We start from the raw sequence: 20,886 nt of genomic DNA on the forward strand, positions 1-20,886 counted from the left end.
GTTCCTCCAAAACCACCCGGCTTCGGCGGTCTGCTGCGAGTGAGCGATGAACGCGCCCCACCCTCAGGGCGTGAGCGGAATAGGCCGGCCACGGAAGGTACCCCCCAAATGTCTTACAACGCCGCAGGCGTACCCGAGAAGTTCGCCATGCTCGGGCTCACGTTCGATGACGTCCTGCTGCTGCCCGGGGCCTCCGCGGTGCTGCCGAACCAGGTCGACACCTCCTCGCGGGTCTCCCGGAACGTGCGCGTCAACATCCCGCTGCTCTCCGCCGCGATGGACAAGGTCACCGAGGCGCGGATGGCGATCTCGATGGCCCGCCAGGGCGGCGTCGGCGTGCTGCACCGCAACCTGTCGGTCGAGGACCAGGCCAACCAGGTCGACCTGGTGAAGCGCTCCGAGTCCGGCATGGTCACCGACCCGATCACGGTCGGCCCGAACACCACGCTGGCCGAGGCCGACGCGCTGTGCGCCAAGTTCCGCATCTCCGGCGTGCCGATCGCGGACGAGGCCGGCAAGCTGCTCGGCATCGTCACCAACCGTGACATGGCCTTCGAGTCGGACCGCAGCCGCCAGGTCCGCGAGATCATGACCCCGATGCCGCTGATCACCGGCAAGGTCGGCATCTCCGGGGTGGACGCGATGGCGCTGCTGCGCCGCCACAAGATCGAGAAGCTGCCGCTGGTCGACGACGAGGGCCGGATCAAGGGCCTGATCACCGTCAAGGACTTCGTCAAGGCCGAGCAGTACCCGAACGCCGCCAAGGACGCCGAGGGCCGTCTGCTGGTCGGTGCCGCCGTCGGTGCCAGCGCCGAGGCGTTCGACCGGGCCCAGGCCCTGGTCGAGGCCGGTGCGGACTTCCTGGTCGTGGACACCTCGCACGGCCACAGCCACAACGCGCTGGCCTGGATCGGCAAGATCAAGTCGGCCGTCGGGATCGACGTGGTCGGCGGCAACGTGGCCACCCGTGACGGCGCCCAGGCGCTGATCGACGCCGGCGTGGACGGCGTCAAGGTCGGCGTCGGCCCCGGCTCCATCTGCACCACCCGCGTGGTCGCCGGCATCGGCGTCCCGCAGATCACCGCCATCTACGAGGCCGCGGTGGCCTGTCAGGCGGCCGGCGTGCCGGTCATCGGCGACGGCGGTCTCCAGTACTCCGGCGACATCGGCAAGGCGCTGGCCGCCGGCGCCGACACCGTGATGCTGGGCTCGCTGCTGGCCGGCTGCGAGGAGTCCCCGGGTGAGCTGATGTTCATCAACGGCAAGCAGTTCAAGTCCTACCGCGGCATGGGCTCGCTGGGCGCGATGCAGTCCCGCGGCCAGGGGCGCTCGTACTCCAAGGACCGCTACTTCCAGGCCGAGGTGGCCTCGGACGACAAGCTCGTCCCCGAGGGCATCGAGGGCCAGGTGCCCTACCGCGGCCCGCTGTCGGCCGTGCTGCACCAGCTGGTCGGCGGCCTGCGCCAGACCATGGGCTACGTCGGCGCCGCCACCATCGCCGAGATGGAGAGCAAGGGCCGCTTCGTCCGGATCACCTCGGCGGGCCTCAAGGAGAGCCACCCGCACGACATCCAGATGACCGTCGAGGCGCCGAACTACTCCAACCGCTGAGTCCGCGGACATCGAGGGCCCGTCGCCGCACCCCGGCGCCGGGCCCTTCGGCGCGCCCGGGAGCGGGGGCGGGCCGCCGGGGTGGGCCCCGCGCCCCGGAGGCGAGCGCGCGAGGCAACCGGGGTGCGGGATACTGGGGGCGGCCGGGGTGACCCGGCGGGCATGAGCAACAAACCAGAAGGGCTCGAAGTGACTGAGATCGAGATCGGGCGAGGCAAGCGCGGCCGACGGGCGTACTCCTTCGACGACATCGCCGTCGTCCCCAGCCGCCGTACCCGGGACCCGAAGGAGGTCTCGATCGCCTGGCAGATCGACGCCTACCGCTTCGAGCTGCCGTTCCTGGCCGCCCCGATGGACAGCGTGGTCTCGCCGCAGCAGGCCATCGCCATCGGCCGCCTCGGCGGCCTCGGCGTGCTGAACCTGGAAGGCCTCTGGACCCGCTACGAGGACCCGCAGCCGCTGCTCGACGAGATCGCCACGATCACCGACGAGGCCGCCGCGACCCGCCGCCTCCAGGAGATCTACGCCGCGCCGATCCGCGCCGAGCTGATCAAGCAGCGGATCCAGGAGGTCCGCGACTCCGGTGTGGTCACCGCCGCCGCGCTCTCGCCGCAGCGCACCGCCGAGTTCTCCAAGGCCGTCGTGGACGCCGGCGTCGACGTCTTCGTCATCCGCGGCACCACCGTCTCGGCCGAGCACGTGTCCAGCGGCGCGGAGCCGCTCAACCTCAAGCAGTTCATCTACGAGCTGGACGTCCCGGTGATCGTCGGCGGCTGCGCCACGTACACCGCGGCCCTGCACCTGATGCGCACCGGCGCGGCCGGCGTGCTGGTCGGCTTCGGCGGCGGCGCCGCCCACACCACCCGGGGCGTCCTCGGCATCCAGGTGCCGATGGCCACCGCCGTCGCCGACGTGGCCGCCGCCCGCCGGGACTACATGGACGAGTCCGGCGGCCGCTACGTGCACGTGATCGCGGACGGCGGCGTCGGCTACAGCGGCGACATCCCGAAGGCCGTCGCCTGCGGCGCCGACGCGGTGATGATCGGTGCCGCGCTGGCCCGCGCCACCGACGCGCCCGGCAAGGGCTTCCACTGGGGCATGGAGGCCGTCCACGAGGAGCTGCCGCGCGGCAAGCGGGTGGACCTCGGCACGGTCGGCACCACCGAGGAGATCCTGACCGGTCCCTCGCACACCCCCGACGGCACCATGAACCTGTTCGGCGCGCTGCGCCGCGCGATGGCCACCACCGGCTACACCGAGCTCAAGGAGTTCCAGCGGGTCGAGGTGACCGTCAACCCGGCGCTCAACCACCGCTGAGACGCGTCGTGGTGAAGGCCCCCGTCGGTTCGGCCGGCGGGGGCCTCGGGCTGTCCGGATCGGAGTCAGCCGCGGTTGGCGGTGCGGCGGGTGAGGAGGAAGCCGCCGACCAGGGCGATGCCGTAGAAGGCGAGGTCGAGCGCGCGCAGCTCGGCGCGCCAGTGCGCCAGGGCGTCGTGCGGCAGGCCGCGCGGGCCGGGGCCGGCCGCGTGCACCCGGCGGAGCTGGCCGGTCAGCTGGCCGAGCAGCAGCGCGCAGGCCGCGAGCAGCGCGCCGAGCAGCGGCAGCACCCGGCTGCGGCCGCCGAGTCGGCCGAGCGGTAAGGCGACCAGGGCGGCGAGGGCGATGGCCAGCCAGCCGAGGCTGTCCGCGGCCCGGGCCGGCGCGCAGCCGTAGGCCAGGCCGCCGAGCAGCATGGCGAGGAGGGCGAGGGCGACCGCCAGGGCGGTGCGGCGGTGCGGGCCCGTCCGGTGGGAGCGGACGGCGGGGAGGTATCCGGCCACCGGGACACCGGGCATACCGGGCGCGACGTAGCCCTCGGGGGAATCCAGGGTGGGTGTGACCGAGTAGTGCTGGGCGGTGCGCGGCCGGCCCGACTGGCCGTCAGCGCCCGGTGCGGGTGCGGTCATGGGCGTCGGATCCCCCCGGAAAGACGATGAGCTGCCGAACGGTAGCAGCGCCCCGGCCAGATCTTGGCGAGTTTTCGATCACAGATCGGGCACGGAGCGCCGAGCCCGATCCGGCACGCCCCGGATCGGGTGCGGGGGCCGGGTGGTCCCGGCCCCCGGGGACAGGGGATGATGGAGACTTGGGCGTTCGGGCCTGAGGCCGGGCCGACACGCCGTCACCACGACCGCCAGCAGCACATGGGGGAACGTTCCGAATGACCCAGGCGCAGGGTTCCACCGGCCGCCTCCTGGCCGGCCGCTACCGGCTGAACGGCGTGCTCGGGCGCGGCGGCATGGGCACCGTCTGGCGCGCCGAGGACGAGATGCTGGGGCGGACCGTCGCGGTCAAGGAACTGCGGATGAACGCCAGCGTCGAGGAGGAGGAGAAGCACCGGCTGATCGTCCGGACGCTGCGCGAGGCCAAGGCCACCGCCCGGATCCGGCACAACTCGGCGGTCACCGTCTTCGACGTGGTCGACGAGGACGACCGGCCGTGGATCGTCATGGAGCTGGTCGAGTCCCGCTCGCTGGCCGACGTCATCCGGGAGGACGGGCCGCTGGCCCCCGCCCGGGCCGCCGAGATCGCGCTCGACGTGCTCGGCGTGCTGAGCGCCGCGCACGCGCTGGGCATCCTGCACCGGGACGTCAAGCCGTCCAACGTGCTGATCGGCGACGACGGCCGGGTCGTGCTCACCGACTTCGGCATCGCCAGCGTGGAGGGCGACGCCTCGGTCACCTCCACCGGCATGCTGGTCGGCGCGCCCTCGTACATATCCCCGGAACGGGCCCGCGGGCAGAAGCCCGGGCCGCCGGCCGACCTGTGGTCGCTGGGCGGCACGCTGTACGCGATGGTCGAGGGCCGGCCGCCGTACGACCGGGGCTCGGCGCTGGCCACCCTGACGGCGGTGATGACGGAGGAGCTGACCGCTCCGGTGAACGCCGGGGCGCTGCAGCCGGTGATCGAGGGGCTGCTCGCCAAGGACCCGGCCGAGCGGCTGGACGCCTCGCAGACCCGGTCGATGCTGAAGCGGGTCGTCGCGGAGGCCACCTCGAAGGCCGAGTCGACCACCGTGCACGCGCTGCCGGTCGAGCGGCCGACCGCCGCGGTGGAGCCGGAGGAGGCCCCGGCGGAGGCCGAGGAGGGCCGCAAGCGGTCCATCGGCGGGCTGCTGGGGACGGTCCGGGTGGGCAGCCGGGCCAAGGACGAGGAGCCCGCCGCCGCGGCGGAGCCCGTCGTGGAGCCGGCGCCCGAGCCCGCTTCGCCGTCCTCGGAGGTGGCGTCGGGCTCGGCGTCGGGTCCGGCTCCGGGGGCCGAGCCGATCCGGCCGGTGACCAGCGAGTGGACCCTGGGCGCCACGCAGGCGGCCGGTGCCGACCCGCGCAACGGACGGCGGCGGCTGGCCGTCGTCACCGTGGTGCTGGTTTTGCTGCTGATCGCCGGGGTGGTCGCGGTGCTCCAGGCCGTCGGGAACGGGGACGACTCGTCGGCGAACGGTGCGGGCGCCACCTCGTCGGTCTCGACCGGCCCCGAGACCGGGCCGAGCGGGACCCCGGCCGCGTCCGTTCCGCCCGCGGAGCCGGAGCCGGGCACCGACAAGCCCGCCCCGGAGAAGCCGGCCACCGACACGCCGGCCCCCGACAAACCGGCCGACACGCCCGGCCCCTCCGCGGCGAACCCGCCGGCCGCCGGCTCGCCCGCCACCACCCCCGCGCAGAGCCCGACCCCTCCGGGGACCGCCGTGCCGGCCGGTTACCACGAGTACAAGGACCCGACCGGCTTCTCGGTCGTCCTGCCGGACTGGCTCCAGCCGGCCGGTTCGGAGGGCGTCCGCCGGATCTTCAAGGGCAACGGCAGTACCCTGACCATCGAGTGGACCACCAGCCCCGGTCCCAGCGCCGTCGCCGACTGGCAGGAGTCCGAGCCGGGCCTGCGTTCGAAGGTCACCAACTACCAGCGGGTCAACCTGGCCGCGATCAACTACCGGCAGTGGAGCAACGCGGCCGACTGGGAGTGGATCAGCGGCACGCCGCGCACGCACTCGCTCAACCGGGGCTTCGTCACCGGGAACCCGGCCAAGTACGGCTACGCGATCTACTGGATCACCCCGGACGCGGACTGGGGTGCCCCGGCCAACTCCCAGGCCCGGGACACGGCCTTCGCCAGCTTCCAGCCCGCGCCGTAGGCCATGGCCCCGGCCGGGCAGGGCCTAGCCGATCAGGCGGGCCTTGGCCCGGGTGAACTCCTCGTCGGTGAGCGCGCCGGAGGCGTGCAGGGCGGCCAACCGCTCCAGCTGGCCGAGGAGTTGGTCGCCCGCACTGAGGTCGGCGGGGGCGGTGTCGGCCGCCGGGCGGGCGGCCGACGCGGCTTTGCGGGCGAGCCGGGCGGCCTCCCGGAGCTGCTCGGCGAAGACGTCGGCCTTGGCCACGTCCTCGAACCGGTGCGAGCCGGTCAGCGCGACGACGGTGAGCACGTCGCCGTTGAGCTTGGTCCTGGCCACGGCCGCGTCCGTGACCGCCGTAAGCGGAACCGGGACCGGCGGTTTACCGTCCTTGAGAAAGAGCAGTCGGTGGGTCGTGAGGACGAGCACGCCCTTGCGGAAGTGGTCGGGATGGCGCCCGGCCGTCGAGGCGACCGGATTCTCGCCGTCGATGACGGCCGCCTCCACGGTGCGCACGGCCTCGGCCTGATGGGCTTGGCTGTTGTTTCCCGCCACCTTGAAGGCGGTGTCGATCAGATCGGTCCAGTCCATGGGACCGAGCGTAAAGGAGCCGCTCAGTAGGCTGCTCGGTGAGCGAGAGGAACTGGCATGCGAGGCGGCCCGGGGCAATTGCTGGCGGGACGGTACCGGCTGACGGACCGTCCCGAACTCCTGCGGGCCCTGGCGGTGGACGACCGCACCGGGGAGTCCGTGCTGCTGCGCGCCCTGGAGCTGCCCGCGCTGCTGACCACCGGTCAGGACCTGGACGGCGAGGTGCCCGCGCACGCCGACCGGCTGGTCCGCCGGGTGGCGGCGGTCGGCTCGTCCGCGCCGACCGGGCACCCCCGGCTGCTGCGCGGGCTCGGTGCCTTCGTCGAGGGCGAACTGCTGTGGACGGTGGAGGAGCGGCCGGGCGCCATGACGCTGGCGGACCTGGTGGCGGCCGGACCGGTGCCGCCCTACCGGGCGGCCGAGCTGGCGGCGGACCTGGCCGGTGCGCTGCGGGCGCTGCACGAGGACGGACTCGTCCACGGGAACCTGACCCCCGAGTCCGTGCTGGTCTGCGAGGACGGCGCGGCGATGCTCGGCGGGCTGCTGTCCGGGGTGGCGCAGGAGGCGCTGGCCGAGGACCTCGGCGGCCCGGGGGGGCGCCGCCGGTACGACGTGCGGGCCACCCTGGTCGGCCCGGTGGCGGAGCGCTGGCCGCTGGACGGCGGCCCGGCGGGCGACTGCTGGGCGCTCGGGGTGCTGGTGCAGCGGCTGGTCACCGGCCGCTCGCCGTTCCCGGACGGCGGCGTGCCGGAGCTGGTGTCGGCGGTCCGGGACGGGCGGCGGGAGCCCGCCGCGGCCTGCGGGCCGCTGGCGCCGCTGGTCGAGCGGCTGCTGCAGCCCGACCCCTCGCTGCGGCCGACCGCCGAGGAGGCCCGCTGGGAGCTGGCGGCGCTGCTCGCGGGCGCGCCGGAGCCGGTCGACGAGGAGTGGGCGGCGCGGGCGCTGGTGCTGAGACCGGAGGCCCCGCTGGTGCGGCGTCGGCGCGGGCGGGGTGGTGGACGGGGGCGGCCGGAGGTCGTCGTGGGTACGAACGTCGGGGTGGGCGCCGGGGCGGGCGCCGGGCGGCCGGACGAGGTGCGGCCGCCGCGGATACCTCCGGCGCTGCTCGGCCCGCTGCTGGTCGGGGGCGTGTTCCTGCTGCTGGTGCTGGGAGTGACCGCGGTGGTGCTGTTCGCAGGCTGACGGCCCCGGAGTGTCCCGGGCCGTCGGTCCGACGGGTGAGCGTGATTACCGGGGCTGGCAAGGTGCGCCTAATGTGTGCGTGGGATTTGTTCGAACAGTGGTCTGCACCAGGCCCTCCGTCGCTGTGACGGCAGACGGATGTGAGGGGGAGTGGTCGCCGATGGGCGTGCAGGACCGGCCGGAGACGGCCGAGACGGAGCGGCTGCTGGCCGGGCGGTACGAGCTGGGCGACCGGCTCGGCCGCGGCGGGATGGGGACCGTCTGGCGGGCCTGGGACCGGATGCTGAACCGCGAGGTCGCGGTCAAGGAACTGACCGTCAACCACCTGCCTGAGGACGAGCTGCAGATCCTGCACGCCCGGATGAAGCGGGAGGCCAGCGCGGCCGCCCGGATCAAGCACCCCGGCGTGATCACGGTGCACGACGTGCTGGAGCAGGACGGCCGGCCGTGGATCGTCATGGAGCTGGTGGACGGCCGCTCGCTGGCCGACGTGATCAGCCAGGACGGCACCCTGCAGCCGCGCGCCGTCGCCGAGGTCGGCAGCCAGGTGCTCGCCGCACTGCACCGCGGCCACCAGCTCGGCGTCCTGCACCGCGACGTGAAGCCGGCCAACGTGCTGCTGGAGCGCGGTACCGGGCGGGTGGTGCTGCTGGACTTCGGCATCGCGACGTACGAGGGCTCGGCCGAGTTGACCCGGCCGGGCGATCTGGTCGGCTCGCCGGACTACCTGGCGCCGGAGCTCGCCCAGGGCGAGCGGCCCGGGCCGGCCTCCGACCTGTGGGGCCTCGGGGCGACGCTGTACGCCGCGGTGGAGGGCCAGTCGCCGTTCCGCCGGACCTCGCCGATCACCACACTGGCCGCCGTGGTGGGTGAGCCGCTGCCGGAGCCGCTCCGGGCCGGGCCGCTGGGCCCGGTGCTGGCCGCGCTGATGGCCAAGGACCCGGCCGAGCGGCCGAACGCGGACGAGGCCGCCCGGATGCTGGCCGAGGTGAAGGCCGGGCACACGATCGGCCTGAAGTCGGTCGCGCCGCTGCGCGCGCCCACCCAGTCGGTGCCCGTGGTGGACCGCAGCGAGCGCCCGGCGGCGGCGGAGGACCACGCGGAGGAGGCCGCGCCGGGGACGACGGTGGAGGAGGCCGAGGAGCCGACCGGGGTGCGCTCGGGGGCCGTTCCGGACACCACCGGGGGCGCGGCCGACGGGGCGGCGGCGCTCACCGCAGCGGTCGCGCCGGTGGCGCACCCCGTCACGCCCGCGCGCGGGCCGGCCAAGCGCCGCAGCACCCTGAAGATCGTCGTGATCGCGGTGGCCGTCGGCCTGCTGGCGGCCGGCGCGACCTTCCTCGCCACCCGGAACACCACCACCGGGCACGTCGCCGCCTCCACGGCCGACGAGCCCGTCCCGACCGCCTCCGTCAACCCGGACCCCACCAGTGGCGCCAGCCCGGGGCCGGCGGCGCCCAACGGCTACCACTGGGTCGACGACCCGGCCGGCTTCCGCTTCCCGCTGCCCTCGGTCAGCCCGGCCTGGCAGCGCAGTGCCACACCCGACAACCAGGTCTACTACAGCCCCGACAACAAGGTGCACTACCTGCAGTTCGCGGTCACCGTCGGCCAGTCGGTCAAGCCGCTGGACCACCTGCGGCAGATGGAGGCCACCGTCTCCAAGAACCTGAAGGAGTACAAGCAGCACAAGATGACCGGCGTCGCGGTGAACGGCCACGAGGCGGCCGTCTGGGAGTTCAGCTACCTCGCCAAGGAGGGCGGCCGGCGCCGGGCGGTCGAGGCCGAGTTCATCGACGACGACGGCACCAGCTACGCGATCTACTCGTCCAGCCCGGACCGGGGCAACGAGTGGAACGAGGCGGAGCAGCGCTTCAACGCGGTGCTGCACTACTTCGCGCCGACCCGCTGACCGGGGGGAGCCCGCTCCACCCGGCCGCGGCAGATTCTTGTTACCGACGGGTACCGGACCGGCCGCCGAGCGCCTAGGCTGCGCCGTATGTCGGACCTCACAGCAGGCGCAGCGGCCACCGAACACCCCGCGACCGGGAACCCGCCCGCCCCCGGCGGGGGCCGGACCGTCGCGGCGGCCGTCCCGCCGTCCCTGGTCGCCCGGCTGGCCGCCGGCGTCACCGCCACCGGCGAGCCCAGCCTGGTGGAGACCGTCGCCCCGCTGACCGGCGAGCGGCTGGCGAGCCTGCCGCGGTCCACCCCGGCCGACGTCGAGGTCGCCTTCGAACTGGCCCGCCGCGCCCAGACGGCCTGGGCCGCGCTGCCGGTGCGCCGCCGGGCGGCCGTCCTGCTGCGCTTCCACGACCTGCTGCTCAAGCGGCAGGACGAGGTGCTGGACCTCGTCCAGGCCGAGACCGGCAAGGCCCGGCTGCACGCCTTCGAGGAGGTGCTGGCCGTCGCCATGGCCGCCCGGCACTACGGGCGGGCCGCGCACGGCTACCTCCGGGACAAGCGGCGCGGCGGGGCGCTGCCGGTGCTCACCCACGCGGTCGAGGCCCGCCGGCCCAAGGGCGTGGTCGGCCACATCTCGCCCTGGAACTACCCGCTGGAGCTGTCCGTCGGCGACGTCCTGCCCGCCTTCGCGGCAGGCAACGCCGTGGTCAACAAGCCGGACACGCAGACCGCGCTGACCGCGCTGTGGGCCCGCGAGCTGCTGATCGAGGCCGGGCTGCCGGCCGACCTGTGGCAGGTCGTGATCGGCGACGGCCCGGTGATCGGTCCCGCCGTGGTGGAGCACGCCGACTACGTCTCGTTCACCGGCTCCACCCGCACCGGCCGGGAGGTCGCCCAGCGCGCCGCCGCCCGGCTGGTCGGCGCCTCGCTCGAACTCGGCGGCAAGAACGCCATGCTGGTCCTCTCCGACGCCGACCTCGACCGGGCCGCCGCGGGCGCCGTGCGGGCCTGCTTCTCCTCCGCCGGGCAGCTGTGCATCTCGATCGAGCGGCTGCTGGTGCACCGCTCGGTGGCCGACGACTTCCTGGAGCGCTTCGCCGCCCGCACCCGGGCGCTGCGCCTCGGCGGCGGCCTGGCCTACGGCGCCGACATGGGCTCGCTGGTCTCCGTCCGCCAGCTGGAGACCACCACCCGACACGTGGAGGAGGCGGTCAAGGCGGGCGCCACCGTGCTGGCCGGCGGCCGGGCCCGGCCCGACCTCGGCCCGTACTTCTTCGAGCCGACCATCCTCGACGGGGTCACCCCGGACATGGCGGTCTGCGGCGAGGAGACCTTCGGCCCGGTCGTCTCCGTCTACCGCTTCGACACCGACGACGAGGCGGTGGCCGCCGCGAACTCCACGCCGTACGGCCTGAACTCCAGCGTCTGGACCAGGGACACCCGGCGCGGCCGGGCGGTCGGGGCCCGGCTGCGCACCGGCACGGTCAACGTCAACGAGGCCTACGCGGCCGCGTACGGCTCGATCGGCTCGCCGATGGGCGGCATGGGCGACTCCGGGCTCGGCCGCCGCCACGGCGCCGAGGGCATCCTGCGCTTCACCGAGGCACAGACCGTCGCGACCCAGCGGCTGATGCCGATCGCGCCCTCGTTCGGGCTGGACGACCGGCAGTTCGCCGCGGTGATGACCGGCGGGCTGCGGGTGCTGAAGGCGCTGCGGTTCAAGTAGCCGTCCCGGGCCGAAGGTTCAAGTAGCCGTCCCGGGCCGGCGGTTCGTCCCCGTGGGTCGGAGTCGGCCCGGCCGGTGGTCCGATCCGACCGTCCCGCAGCCAGGTTCCGTCCCGCAGTCAGGTTCGCCCGTCCCGCAGTCAGGTCCGCCCGTCCCGTAGTCAGGTTCGTGTCCCGAAGGAGCAGTGGCAGATGGTGGAGTCCGGCGGTGCGGCGGAGTTCGACTACGACGTGGTCGTGGTCGGCTCCGGCTTCGGTGGTTCGGTCGCCGCGCTGAGGCTGACCGAGAAGGGCTACCGGGTCGCCGTCCTGGAGGCCGGTCGGCGCTTCGAGCGGGACGAACTGCCCAGGAACTCCTGGGACCTGCCGAACTACCTGTGGGCGCCGAAGCTCGGCCTCTACGGCATCCAGCGGATCCACCTGCTGGCCAACGTGCTGATCCTGGCCGGCGCCGGGGTCGGCGGCGGCTCGCTGAACTACGCCAACACCCTGTACGTGCCGCCGAAGGCCTTCTTCGAGGACCGCCAGTGGCGCCACATCACCGACTGGCAGGAGGAGTTGGCGCCGTTCTACGACCAGGCGCAGCGGATGCTCGGGGTCCGGCTCAACCCGACCGTCACCCCCTCCGACGTGCACCTCAAGGCCGCCGCCGAGCAGATGGGGGTGGGCGACACCTTCCACATGGCGCCGGTCGGGGTCTTCTTCGGGGACGGCCGGGACGCCGGCGGCAGGGCCAAGGCGGCGCCCGGGGACGAGGTCGCCGACCCGTACTTCGGCGGTGCCGGGCCGGCCCGCAAGGCCTGCGTGGAGTGCGGCGAGTGCATGACGGGCTGCCGGCACGGGGCCAAGAACATGCTCACCGAGAACTACCTGCACCTGGCCGAGCGGGGCGGCGCCGAGATCCACCCGCTCACCACGGTGGCCCGGATCCGGGAGCTCCCCGGAGCCGACGGGAGCCACGGCTACGCGGTGGACGTGCGCCGGACCGACTCCCGCTCCCGCACCGACCGGGTGAAGGCGGGCGCGCGGACCATCACCGCCGCCCGGGTGGTGGTCGCGGCCGGGACGTACGGCACCCAGTCGCTGCTGCACCGGATGCGTGACGGGGGGCACCTGCCCCGGATCTCCGCCCGGCTCGGCGAGCTGACCCGCACCAACTCCGAGGCGCTGGTGGGCGCGCAGACCACCGACCGGCGCTACGGCAGCCGGGTGGACTTCACCAAGGGCGTGGCGATCACCTCCTCGATCCACCCGGACGCCAGCACCCACATCGAGCCGGTCCGCTACGGCAAGGGCTCCAACGCGATGGGCGCGCTGTCGATAGCCCAGGTCAAGGGCGGCGGACGGGCCCCGCGCTGGCTGCGCTACCTGGGCGGGTCGGTGCGCCACCCGGTGACCTTCGCCCGCTCGATGAACCAGCACCGCTGGTCCGAGAAGACGATCATCGGCCTGGTGATGCAGTCGCTGGACAACTCGATCACCGTCTCGCTGAAGAAGGACCTGCTCGGCAAGAGCCGGCTCACCTCCGCCCAGGGCCACGGCGCCCCCAACCCGACCTGGATCCCGGCCGCCGAACAGGGCGCCCAGGCGCTGGCCGAGCAGATCAACGGCTTCGCGGGCAGCAGCGCCGGCGAGATCTTCGACATCCCGATGACCGCCCACTTCCTCGGCGGCTGCCCGATCGGCGACGCCCCCGAGACCGGCGTGGTCGACCCCTACCACCGGCTGTACGGCCACCCCGGGATCAGCGTGGTCGACGGCGCGGCCGTCTCCGCCAACCTCGGGGTGAACCCCTCGCTGACCATCACCGCGCAGGCCGAGCGCGCCATGTCGATGTGGCCCAACAAGGGCGAGGCGGACCGCCGCCCGGCCCAGGGCGAGGCCTACCGGCGGGTCGCCCCGGTGGCGCCGTCCCGGCCGGCCGTCCCGGAGGACGCGTTCGGCGCGCTCCGACTGCCGCTGCTGCCCGTCCCGGAGGTCCCGAAGAAGCGCGGCTGAGCAGGCCTCGACGGGCCAACCCGCCCGGCTCGGTACCCGGTTGACATTCGTTCGGATCCGATGGGATAAACGGGCTTTCTGGGGGACCAGGAACTCGTCGAGCGGGGGGAAACCGGTCCATGGCCATCTGCGCATCGTGCGGCGCGGCATCGGTGGAAGGGGCGTCCGCGTGCGTCTCGTGCGGGCGGCCGCTGACGCCGCCCCCGCCGACGGCCGCCATGCCCCCGGTACCTCCCGTCGTTCCGCCGGCCGTACCGCCTGCCGTACCGCCTCCCGTACCGCCTGCCGTACCGCCCCCGCCGGCGTACGGTCCGCCGTCCGCCGCGCCCGGGTACCCGCCGCCGCCTCCGCCGCCCGGCTACGGCCCGCCGCCCGGCTACGGCCCGGGCCACCCGCAGCCCGCCGGGCCGCCCACGCTGGGCAGTTGGGGCGCCGGGCAGCCGTACGACCCGCGGGCCGGGCGGCCGACCGTGCTGAGCCAGCTGCTCGGCGCGGACTGGCGCCCGGCGCTCCTGGTCGCCGCCGCCCCGACCGCCGTGCTGCTGCTGGCGGCGCTGATCGTGGCGATCCCGAGCGACTACCAGTACGCCTACCTGGTCCGGGCGCCCGGGTTCGGCGAGCGCTTCGGCGCCGCCCTGTCGATGGCGCTGAGCGCGCTCGGCGCGCCGTTCAAGCTCGGGTACACCAGCGCGTTGCGGCGCGGCGACGCGGAGGGCATGGACGCGCTGTTCCGGGCGGTGCCGCTGACGGTCACTGTGCTGTGGGCGCTGGCGCTCTGGCTCGGCCTGCGGACCGGGGCGCGCCGCCGCCGGGCCGCCGGCCTCCAGCTGACCCGAGCCCAGGCCGCGGGCGAGGCGCTGCGTACCGCGGTGGTCCTGGCGGCGGTGACCGCGCTGCTCGGGCTGGCCGGCGGGACGTCCTGGCAGCCGCAGCGCACCGGCCTCGTCGGCCGCGCCCTCGGGGTGACGTACACCGTGGACTCCGGCTGGCTGGAGGCGACCGGCTGGACCGCCCTGCTCGCCGCGCTGACGGCCTTCGCCGTCCACGGCACCGACGCGCTGCGCTGGGCCGCCTGGCGCAGCCGGGCGGTGCGCGGCTGGGCGGTCGCCGCGCTCACGGGCGGCCGGGCGCTGGCACTGTCGCTGGGCCTGGCCTCGGTGACGGGTTTCGTGCTGGTCGCGGTCAACAGCGAGGAGGGCTGGCAGACACCGGTCTCGGCGGCCTTCCTGCCCAACCTCGGCCTGGGCCTGCTCGGCCTGGGCTCGGGGGCGACTTTGCAGGCGTTCAGCGGGGCGAGCGGCGGGGCGAGCGGCGGGGCGAGCGACGCGGCGGCCGCGATCGGCGGCGACTGGCAGGACACCCCCGACAGCATGGAGGTCTCCTTCTTCGACCTGCACGACCAGACCGCCGACTGGCGCTGGACCGGCCTGCTGGCCCTCGCCACGGCGGGCGTCCTCGGCTGGTCGGCGTACCGGCGGCGGCTGGACGCGGCCGACCGGCTCCGGCTGGCGGCCGTCCACGCCGTGGCGCTCACCGCGCTGATGGCGGTGGGCGGTGCGCTGATGACGACCTCGACGTCCTCGGCGACCCCGGGGTGGAACACCTTCGCGAACCAGACGGTGCTGTCCCGGGAGACCTCGATCAGCCTGGGCTTCGCCAGCGTGCTGGTGGCCAACCTGGTCTGGGCGGCGATCGGCGCGCTGCTGGTGCCGCCGCTGCTGGCGGCCGTCCGCGGCCGGGGCGCGGTGGCCCGCGAGGACGCCTACGGCGCGCCCCCGTACGGCGCGCCCCCGTACGGCGCGGTGCCGTCGCCGGGGGCGCCGTACGAGGCCGGGCCTGAGCCGCAGCCGTACGCCTCCGGGGCGGCGGTGGGCGACGTGGTCGGCTCGGACGACGCGCCGCTGGTGCCGCCGCCCGGCTCGCCGGCCGAGGAGCCGGTCGATCCGAGCGTCTGGCGCAAGCAGCCCTGAGCCGGGCAGCCGCGAGCGGAGCAGCCCTGAGCGGAGCGTCCGTGGGCGGAGCGGCCCGGACAGGGCAAAGGGCCCCGCGGGGGAACGGGGCCCTTTGTCGCTCAGCACGCGGCGTCAGGGCTGCGCCGGTGCTGGGGGTGACGGCGCCGGGGGAGGGGCGCCGTCGGGTCGGTCGGCTCAGGGGTCGCGCCGTCGCGGGCCGGCGTGGGTGGCCGGTGGCGCGGGGCGCGCACGCTCGCGGTGCGGCGGGTCGGCGCGCAGGTCTGCGCCGGGCCTTCGCTCACGGAGCGTGAGGTGACGTACGGGGCTGTCGCCCAGTGCGGCGGCAGCGGTCGGGGTCTCCGCGGTGAGCCTGCCGGCCGCCGGGAGAACCGCTTCCACGCAGCATCGTGCTGGACGAAGGGCTTGCTCTGCAACCGATTCGGCACAGTTCGGCCCAGCGCATTTGGTGCGGGTGCCGACTCCCTGGTGTGGCCCGGGCGCGGGTGCGGGCCTCGCCCCGCCCCGTCGGGCGGTTGCGGGCAGGTGCCGACGCGAGGCGTCGATGATCACGGTGCGTAGTGGTGTGGGTGGCTGCGGCGCACGGGGACGCGCGTAGCGGCGCGGGACGGGGAAGGGTGTGCGCCCGGGTGTGCCCGGCTCGCGGCGGGGGGTGCGACGACCGGCCCGGGCGTCCCCGGGGACCGGCCGTCCCACCTCTCGGTCCAGTCGCGGCCGGGGTCGCTGTCCCCTGCTGTCCGGCCGCGGCACCCGCGCACGGTCCCACGGCACCGCGCTCCCGGCGGGGCCGGGGCGGCGGTGCCACATGCGCCGGTGGACTGGGATGAAGCTCCACGCGTGGTCCTGCAGTCCGTACGGCGGCGCCCCTGGCCGGGGCGAAGGCGGCGCGTCTGGCGGGCGCGGCGCGGTCGTACGGTCGTCTGAAGCAACGAAAGGCGGCCCCGCCCGGTCACGGTCGTTTGGACGGGCAGACGAGTGAAACCGGACAGCCCGGTAGAATCGGTGTCCAGACACCCCCACCCGTCGCCGCCGCGGCCCCCGCCGGGGAAGCGGTTCGGTGTGACACCTCTCGTACCGCTGCCGGAAGGCCGTCTGTGTCCTCTGCAATTCCCGTCCAGTCCGCGCCGGACAACGACACCGTCCTGGTGGTCGACTTCGGCGCCCAGTACGCCCAGCTCATCGCCCGTCGGGTGCGTGAGGCGCGGGTCTACAGCGAGATCGTGCCGAGCAGCATGCCGGTCGCCGAGATGCTCGCCAAGAACCCCAAGGCGATCATCCTCTCCGGCGGTCCGTCGTCGGTCTACGAAGAGGGCGCGCCGCAGCTCGACCGCGCGATCTTCGAGGCCGGGGTCCCGGTCTTCGGCATGTGCTACGGCTTCCAGCTGATGGCCAAGATCCTCGGCGGCACGGTCGACAACACCGGCGCCCGCGAGTACGGCCGCACCCCGCTGACCGTCAGCCGCACCGGCTCCACCCTGTTCGAGGGCGTTCCGGCGGAGCACTCGGTGTGGATGTCGCACGGCGACGCCTGCTCCGCCGCCCCGGAGGGCTTCACCGTCACCGCGTCCACCGCGGTGGTCCCGGTCGCGGCCTTCGAGAACGACGAGGCCCGCCTCTACGGCGTCCAGTACCACCCCGAGGTGCTGCACTCCGACCACGGCCAGCAGATCCTGGAGCACTTCCTCTACCGCGGCGCCGGCATCGCCCCGACCTGGACCACCGGCAGCGTGGTCGAGGAGCAGGTCGCGCTGATCCGCGCCCAGGTCGGCGAGAAGCGCGCGATCTGCGGCCTCTCCGGCGGCGTGGACTCCGCGGTCGCGGCGGCCCTGGTCAACAAGGCCATCGGCTCCAAGCTGACCTGCGTGTACGTCGACCACGGCCTGATGCGCAAGGGCGAGACCGAGCAGGTCGAGAAGGACTTCGTGGCGGCCACCGGCGTGCAGCTGAAGGTGGTCGACGCCGCGGAGCGCTTCCTGAACGCGCTGAAGGGGGTCACCGACCCCGAGGAGAAGCGCAAGATCATCGGCCGGGAGTTCATCCGGGTCTTCGAGCAGGCCCAGGCCGAGATCGTCGCCGAGGCCGGCGAGCACGGCGAGTCGGTCGACTTCCTGGTCCAGGGCACCCTGTACCCGGACGTGGTGGAGTCCGGCGGCGGCACCGGCACCGCCAACATCAAGTCCCACCACAACGTCGGCGGCCTGCCCGAGGACCTCCAGTTCCAGCTGGTCGAGCCGCTGCGCAAGCTGTTCAAGGACGAGGTCCGGATGGTCGGCCAGGAGCTGGGCCTGCCGGAGGAGATCGTCCAGCGCCAGCCGTTCCCGGGCCCGGGCCTGGGCATCCGGATCGTCGGCGAGGTCACCCAGGAGCGGCTGGACCTGCTCCGCGACGCCGACGCGATCGCCCGCGAGGAGCTGACCGCGGCCGGCCTGGACCGTGAGATCTGGCAGTGCCCGGTCGTGCTGCTCGCCGACGTGCGCAGCGTGGGCGTGCAGGGCGACGGCCGCACCTACGGTCACCCGATCGTGCTGCGCCCGGTCTCGTCCGAGGACGCCATGACCGCCGACTGGTCGCGCCTGCCGTACGACGTGCTGGCCAAGATCTCCACCCGGATCACCAACGAGGTCCGCGACGTGAACCGCGTCGTCGTCGACGTCACCAGCAAGCCGCCGGGCACCATCGAGTGGGAGTGAGCACTCCCGCCGGCCGCTGAGCCGCTGCTGAACGGCCGTGCCGTCGTTCCCGTACCAGGGAACGGCGGCGCGGCCGTTCGCGGTGGGGCGGTCGCCGCCGGGGTGGGGACCTCCCACCGAAAGCGATCGGGAGCGGGCAGAATGCGGACCGGACCTGTCAGGGAGTGGCGGGCCGCGAGGGAAGGTGTGAGCGATGTCGGAGGCTGGCAACTCCGTGGCGGGTGACGGGGAAGCGGGCGACGGGGAAGCGGGCGACGGGGGAGCGGCCGGTCCGGCCGACCGGGCGGCGCAGTGGCGGGCGTCCGCGTCCCGGTACGCGCTGCTGCCGCTGCGGCTCTTCCTCGGCGTCACCTTCGTGTACGCCGCCCTCGACAAACTGTCCGACGCGCACTACCTGGCCGGGGCGGCCGACCCGGCGTCGTTCGTCTCGCAGACCCAGGCGGCCAGGGGCGGCAGCCCGATCTCCTTCCTGCTCGGCGCCGCCCTGGACGCGCCCACCCTGTTCGCGCTCGCCGTCGCCTTCGGTGAGCTGGCGGTCGGCCTCGGCACCCTGCTCGGCCTCTGGGGCCGGGTCGCGGCGCTCGGCGGCGCGCTGATCAACCTCAGCCTCTGGCTGTCCATCAGCTGGAGCGTCTCGCCCTACTACCTGGGCAACGACCTCGGCTACCTGATGGCCTGGACGCCGCTGCTGCTGGCCGGCACCCCGGACCTGTCGGTGGACGGCTACCTCGCCCGGCGGGCCGGCCGGGAGCGGGGGCGCGGGCTGGGCGAGGACCGCGTCAGGCGCCGGGCGCTGGTGGACGGCGGGATCGCCGCCGTCGCGATCGGCGGCGCCGGGCTGCTCACCGGCTCGCTCACCCGGACCTTCGGCCGGGCCAAGCACTCCGCGCCCAAGCAGTCCGCGGCCCCGGCCACCACCCCGGCGCAGTCCGGACCGGCCCCCTCGGTGGCCGCCGCGAGCGTGCCGGTCGGCGGCTCGGCCCAGGTCAAGGACCCGGCCACCGGGGACGCCGTCTACATCGTGCAGCCCAAGGCGGGCCAGTACTGCGGCCTGTCCGCGGTGTGCACCCACTCCGGCTGCGCGGTCGACGCCCCGAAGAACGGCCAGCTGTACTGCCCCTGCCACGGTTCCCGGTTCGACGCCGCGACCGGCGCGGTGGTCAACGGGCCGGCGGTCAAGCCGCTGCCGAAGTACACCGTCACCCAGGACGGCGACAAGCTGAACCTCGGGCCGCTGCAGGGCTGAGCCTGATCGGGCGGGTTCAGTCCCGGCGGTCGGTGCGACCGCGCCGGGCGACCGCCGCGACCGCGCCGGCCAGGCCGCCGAGGCCGAGCACGATGAAGGTGACCGGGATGACGATCCGGCCGTTCACCGCCTGGTCGTTGAGCGCCGCGACCAGGTAGACCACCGCGATCGTGCTGAACAGCGCCCCCGCGATCAGCGAGAACAGGTCGAGCCGGTGCTTCCTCACTGCTGGACCACCTTGATGTTGCCGATCCCGACCGCGAGTTCGAGGTCGAATGTGCCCTTGGACGGATGGCCGCTGCCGGGTGGCAGCAGGTAGGTGTGGCGGCCGGTGCCGTTGTTGCGCTCACCGGGGGTGGAGACGTCGCCGAGGCCCACCCGGGCCACCAGGTTCACCGTCACGTCCGGCGGCAGGACGACGGTCAGCTCGCCGGCGCCGAGTTCGACCTTGCTGGTGAGGGTGGCCCCGGCCGGGTCGAGCCCGCTCAGGTCCAGCTGGAGCCGGCCGGCCCCCAGGGAGTACCGGGGCTGGAGTTCGGCCGAGGCGACGACGGTGAAGTCGCGCCGGCCGACGGCGTTGCGCATGGAGTCCGGGGAGTGGCCGACGAAGACCAGCGCCAGGGTGAGCAGCAGGCCCGTCACCGCGAGCTTGCGGGCCCGGCCGAACTTCGCGCCGAGCAGCAGCGTCAGGCCGATCACCAGCAGCGCGGTGGCCAGCACGGTCGCGCTCAGCACGGTGACGTCGGTGTGGCCGGCCGAGGCGGACCAGACCGCGGCACCCGCGCCGATCGCCAGCAGCAGGCCGAAGAAGCCGAGTGCGGACCGCTCCCGGCGTTGCCGGACGGCGGCGGGCCGGGGCCGGCCGGGCGGGCCGTCCTTGCGCAGAGGGTCGCCCGCGGGCAGGTCGACGCGCTGCCACCAGGGCTGGGCCGGGCCGCCCGCCGGCGGCACCGGGGTGCCGAACGGCGGGGTGGGGCCGGCGCCGTACGGGTTGCGCTCGGGGTGGCGCGGGTCCCACAGGTAGCCGGTCGGGCCGGGGGCCGGGGAGTCGGCGGGCACCGTTCCGGCGGCGCGCTCGGCCGCGTGCCGGGCGCGGGCGGCCTCGTCGTCCTCCGGCCCGGACCACGGGTACGGGCCGTACTGGTCCCCGTCGGGGTAGTGGCGGTCGTACGGGCCGCCGCGGCGGCGCCGGCGCACCCGGCCGCGGCGGCGGTCCGGGTCGTAGCGCACCGCCAGGAAGACCAGGCCGGCGAGCAGCAGCAGCGGGAACAGCTGGTCGTCCTGGCCCATCGAGGAGAAGAACACCCCGGTACCGATCACGGCCAGCAGCACCGCGCCGACCGACTGGCCGTCCACCCGGCCGGTGAGCACCCGCTGGAGTTCGGTGCGCCCGTGCCGGGTGCCGCCCCGGCCGTCCGGCACCGGCTCGGTGGGGACGATCAGCCAGGCCAGGCCGTACAGGAACAGCCCGAGGCCGCCGGAGAGGCAGAGCACCACGGTGACCACCCGGAAGACCACCGGGTCGATGTCCAGGTGCCGCCCGAGGCCGCCGCAGACGCCGGCCACCACGCGGTGGTGCTCGGTCCTGGTCAGCGGGGGGCGGTCCGGTTCCGGCGGGGCGGCGGGCCCGGTCTCCTGGATGCGGTGGTCGTCGGTCATGGGCACCATCCTCCCGGCTGCCCCGGTCCGGCCCAACCGGTGCGAGCCCTGCCCGGACCCTGACTTGTCCCTGAGAAGGGGTCAGGGGCACACCCTGATGCGTCCGTGTGCGCGGGCGTGGAACCATCGGTGGCGTGGCAGCACCCGGTTCCGACCCCCGATCCC

14 protein-coding genes are annotated in these 20,886 nt (G+C 74.6%); 10 read left to right on the forward strand and 4 right to left on the reverse strand.

The genetic code is table 11. The features are described 5' to 3' along the window. Nucleotides 1–108: 108 nt before the first annotated feature. Nucleotides 109–1,611 carry an IMP dehydrogenase gene (guaB, locus tag AB0O82_RS04560; RefSeq protein WP_063348998.1) on the forward strand — a complete coding sequence of 501 codons (1,503 nt, stop codon included), beginning with the start codon at nucleotides 109–111 and terminating at the stop codon, nucleotides 1,609–1,611. A gap of 189 nt (nucleotides 1,612–1,800) precedes the next feature. After that, on the forward strand, nucleotides 1,801–2,928 hold the full coding sequence (locus AB0O82_RS04565; protein WP_063348999.1) for a GuaB3 family IMP dehydrogenase-related protein: 1,128 nt from the start codon (nucleotides 1,801–1,803) through the stop codon (nucleotides 2,926–2,928). A gap of 65 nt (nucleotides 2,929–2,993) precedes the next feature. On the opposite strand, the gene AB0O82_RS04570 is transcribed toward AB0O82_RS04565, so the two are convergent. Continuing rightward, the gene (locus AB0O82_RS04570; RefSeq protein WP_363580150.1) at nucleotides 2,994–3,557 is read right to left on the reverse strand and encodes a hypothetical protein; all 564 of its coding nucleotides are present in this window, start codon (nucleotides 3,555–3,557) and stop codon (nucleotides 2,994–2,996) included. A gap of 254 nt (nucleotides 3,558–3,811) precedes the next feature. On the opposite strand from AB0O82_RS04570, the gene AB0O82_RS04575 reads away from it, so the two are divergent. Continuing rightward, nucleotides 3,812–5,779, forward strand: a complete 1,968-nt coding sequence (locus AB0O82_RS04575; RefSeq protein WP_363580152.1) for a protein kinase — start codon at nucleotides 3,812–3,814, stop codon at nucleotides 5,777–5,779. A 24-nt stretch (nucleotides 5,780–5,803) separates the two neighbouring features. Here AB0O82_RS04575 and AB0O82_RS04580 read toward each other — a convergent pair whose 3' ends face one another. Then, entirely contained in the window at nucleotides 5,804–6,346 is a 543-nt protein-coding gene (locus AB0O82_RS04580; protein ID WP_363580154.1) for an SHOCT domain-containing protein, read from the reverse strand. 57 nt (nucleotides 6,347–6,403) lie between these two features. Between AB0O82_RS04580 and AB0O82_RS04585 the strand changes: the two genes are divergently transcribed. The 7 genes from AB0O82_RS04585 (at nucleotide 6,404) to AB0O82_RS04615 (ending at nucleotide 19,062) form a co-directional block, all read left to right on the forward strand. Further along, nucleotides 6,404–7,528, forward strand: coding sequence for a protein kinase (locus tag AB0O82_RS04585; protein ID WP_363580156.1), 1,125 nt, complete (start codon nucleotides 6,404–6,406; stop codon nucleotides 7,526–7,528). A 160-nt stretch (nucleotides 7,529–7,688) separates the two neighbouring features. Then, entirely contained in the window at nucleotides 7,689–9,440 is a 1,752-nt protein-coding gene (locus AB0O82_RS04590; RefSeq protein WP_363580158.1) for a serine/threonine-protein kinase, read from the forward strand. 87 nt (nucleotides 9,441–9,527) lie between these two features. Beyond that, nucleotides 9,528–11,159 carry a succinic semialdehyde dehydrogenase gene (locus tag AB0O82_RS04595; protein ID WP_363580160.1) on the forward strand — a complete coding sequence of 544 codons (1,632 nt, stop codon included), beginning with the start codon at nucleotides 9,528–9,530 and terminating at the stop codon, nucleotides 11,157–11,159. A 191-nt stretch (nucleotides 11,160–11,350) separates the two neighbouring features. Then, nucleotides 11,351–13,156, forward strand: coding sequence for a GMC family oxidoreductase (locus AB0O82_RS04600; protein WP_363580162.1), 1,806 nt, complete (start codon nucleotides 11,351–11,353; stop codon nucleotides 13,154–13,156). A gap of 218 nt (nucleotides 13,157–13,374) precedes the next feature. Continuing rightward, nucleotides 13,375–15,126: a hypothetical protein gene (locus AB0O82_RS04605; protein ID WP_363580164.1), complete on the forward strand. Its 1,752-nt coding sequence runs from the start codon at nucleotides 13,375–13,377 to the stop codon at nucleotides 15,124–15,126. A gap of 1,094 nt (nucleotides 15,127–16,220) precedes the next feature. Beyond that, nucleotides 16,221–17,816 (forward strand): glutamine-hydrolyzing GMP synthase, encoded by a 1,596-nt coding sequence (guaA, locus tag AB0O82_RS04610; protein ID WP_363580166.1) that lies wholly within the window; start codon nucleotides 16,221–16,223, stop codon nucleotides 17,814–17,816. A 193-nt stretch (nucleotides 17,817–18,009) separates the two neighbouring features. Next, the gene (locus tag AB0O82_RS04615) at nucleotides 18,010–19,062 is read left to right on the forward strand and encodes a Rieske (2Fe-2S) protein (RefSeq protein ID WP_363580168.1); all 1,053 of its coding nucleotides are present in this window, start codon (nucleotides 18,010–18,012) and stop codon (nucleotides 19,060–19,062) included. A gap of 16 nt (nucleotides 19,063–19,078) precedes the next feature. Here the strand turns inward: AB0O82_RS04615 and AB0O82_RS04620 are convergent, their stop codons facing one another. Together AB0O82_RS04620 and AB0O82_RS04625 are read right to left on the reverse strand one after the other, a co-directional pair. Then, complete coding sequence (locus AB0O82_RS04620; protein ID WP_363580170.1) at nucleotides 19,079–19,288, reverse strand: hypothetical protein; 210 nt, start codon at nucleotides 19,286–19,288, stop codon at nucleotides 19,079–19,081. Next, a complete protein-coding gene (locus AB0O82_RS04625) occupies nucleotides 19,285–20,721 on the reverse strand; it encodes a PspC domain-containing protein (protein WP_363580172.1) in 1,437 nt (478 codons plus the stop codon). The genes AB0O82_RS04620 and AB0O82_RS04625 overlap by 4 nt, the downstream gene beginning before the upstream one ends. Nucleotides 20,722–20,886 lie beyond the last annotated feature (165 nt).

Source organism: Kitasatospora sp. NPDC088264, from assembly GCF_040685715.1.
Taxonomy (GTDB): Bacteria; Actinomycetota; Actinomycetes; order Streptomycetales; family Streptomycetaceae; genus Kitasatospora.

What these genes read in the sequence shown, in the direction of transcription:
- AB0O82_RS04570 (WP_363580150.1), bottom strand. Translation starts at nt 3,557, where the DNA reads ATGACCGCACCCGCACCGGGCGCTGACGGCCAGTCGGGCCGGCCGCGC.
- AB0O82_RS04605 (WP_363580164.1), top strand. Translation starts at nt 13,375, where the DNA reads ATGCCCCCGGTACCTCCCGTCGTTCCGCCGGCCGTACCGCCTGCCGTA.
- AB0O82_RS04585 (WP_363580156.1), top strand. Translation starts at nt 6,404, where the DNA reads ATGCGAGGCGGCCCGGGGCAATTGCTGGCGGGACGGTACCGGCTGACG.
- AB0O82_RS04600 (WP_363580162.1), top strand. Translation starts at nt 11,351, where the DNA reads ATGGTGGAGTCCGGCGGTGCGGCGGAGTTCGACTACGACGTGGTCGTG.
- AB0O82_RS04625 (WP_363580172.1), bottom strand. Translation starts at nt 20,721, where the DNA reads ATGACCGACGACCACCGCATCCAGGAGACCGGGCCCGCCGCCCCGCCG.
- AB0O82_RS04590 (WP_363580158.1), top strand. Translation starts at nt 7,689, where the DNA reads ATGGGCGTGCAGGACCGGCCGGAGACGGCCGAGACGGAGCGGCTGCTG.
- AB0O82_RS04615 (WP_363580168.1), top strand. Translation starts at nt 18,010, where the DNA reads ATGTCGGAGGCTGGCAACTCCGTGGCGGGTGACGGGGAAGCGGGCGAC.
- AB0O82_RS04575 (WP_363580152.1), top strand. Translation starts at nt 3,812, where the DNA reads ATGACCCAGGCGCAGGGTTCCACCGGCCGCCTCCTGGCCGGCCGCTAC.
- guaB (WP_063348998.1), top strand. Translation starts at nt 109, where the DNA reads ATGTCTTACAACGCCGCAGGCGTACCCGAGAAGTTCGCCATGCTCGGG.
- AB0O82_RS04595 (WP_363580160.1), top strand. Translation starts at nt 9,528, where the DNA reads ATGTCGGACCTCACAGCAGGCGCAGCGGCCACCGAACACCCCGCGACC.
- AB0O82_RS04580 (WP_363580154.1), bottom strand. Translation starts at nt 6,346, where the DNA reads ATGGACTGGACCGATCTGATCGACACCGCCTTCAAGGTGGCGGGAAAC.